Here is a 1,553-nt window from a genome sequence, read left to right as displayed (position 1 = left end):
ATGGGGGTGCGGTGGAAAACTTGGGCACTGATTAGGGAGGGCTGATTGGTGCCGAAATATTCCGAGGAGTTTCGGGAACGGGTTCGTTCGTTCGTGCGCGCTGGCCGTTCGCCGGCGGAGGCGTGCCGCGAGTTCGGCGGACCCGCGTTGCCGACGGTGTATCTGCGGCTGGGCTACCGGCCGCCGCACGCGAAGGTCCGTGCCCCGGCGGCGCGCGTGAGCATGGATGGCGTCGGGCGCCGGTTCCGCCCGTCGTGGGAGCTCAAACGCGCTATTGTGCTGCGGCACGTGGACGGCGGCGAGCGGATGGCGGATCTGGCCGCGTCGACGGGCTACTCGCAGACCGTCCTCTACAATTGGGCCAGGAAGTACCGGGACGGCGGATCGGAGGCTTTGATGAGCCAGGACGAGAGAAAACATGCCGGCGATGGTCAGGCACATGCCGGCGATGATAATGCCGAGGGCAGAGCCACGAAGAAGGCCGCTACCGCACGAGATTCGGGGCTTTCGCCTCGTGAGCGCGGACTGGAGCGGGAGCTGCGGCGGCTGCGCATGGAGGTCGACGTCCTCAAGGAGACGATGGGCCTGCTAAAAAAAGACCCCGGCGTTGACCACGCGGCCCTGACGAACATGGAACGGTTCGTCGTGGCCAACGCCTTGAGTGATCGCTGGCCGGCCGGGGACCTGTGCAGACTGATCGGTCTGCCGCGCAGCTGCTACTACTATCATCTCTCGCGCCAGGGCGCGCGGGAGGCGAAGGCACGGCTGCGCGAGCAGACGGGCAGCGCGCTGCGCGCGGTGTTCGAGGCGAACTGGCGGGCGTACGGCTACCGGCGCCTGCATGATGCGCTGGGCCAGCAGGGCGCGAAGGTCTCCGAGGGGCTGGTCCGCTCGCTGATGAACGAGCTGGGCATGCATCCCAGGACGCCGCGGAAACGCAAGTACAGCTCGTACCAGGGGGAGATCAGCCCGGCCGCGCCCAACCTGCTGGAACGCGACTTCCACGCGGTCGTCCCCGGCGTGAAACTGCTGACCGACATCACCGAGTTCGCCCTGGCGGACGGCAAGCTCTACCTCTCGCCCATCGTGGACTGCTATGACGGCAGGATCCTGACCTACACGATGGGCTCCAGTCCCGACGCGCAGCTCGTGAACACCATGCTCGAACAGCTCAGGGACGTGCTGCCCGAAGGCGCCAGGCCGACCATCCATTCCGACCAGGGCTGCCACTACCAGTGGCCGGGATGGACACGGCTCATGAAGGAATACAAGTGGACGCGGTCCACGAGCCGCAGGGGCTGCTCTCCCGACAACCCCGCGTGCGAGGGGTTCTTCGGGCGACTGAAGAACGAGATGTTCCACAACCGCGACCACCGGGACGCCACTGTCGACGAGTTCGAAAAGACGCTGGCCCGCCATATCGAGTGGTACAACACGACCCGCATCAAACGCTCCCTCGGCTCCACAAGCCCCGACCAATACCGCCGTTCACTCGGCCTGATAGCATGAACAAGCAAACACAACAACGTGTCCAAGTTTTCCACCGCACCCCC

General features: G+C 65.7%; 1 protein-coding gene. It reads left to right on the top strand.

The features are described from left to right. Positions 1-222: 222 nt before the first annotated feature. Positions 223-1,509 (top strand): IS3 family transposase, encoded by a 1,287-nt coding sequence (locus tag DDF78_RS11595; RefSeq protein WP_272869829.1) that lies wholly within the window; start codon positions 223-225, stop codon positions 1,507-1,509. Positions 1,510-1,553: the final 44 nt, after the last annotated feature.

The organism is Bifidobacterium tibiigranuli (assembly GCF_009371885.1).
Lineage (GTDB): Bacteria > Actinomycetota > Actinomycetes > Actinomycetales > Bifidobacteriaceae > Bifidobacterium > Bifidobacterium tibiigranuli.
The sequence above is the reverse complement of the archived record's forward strand: the minus strand, read 5'-3'. Positions and strand labels throughout refer to the sequence as shown.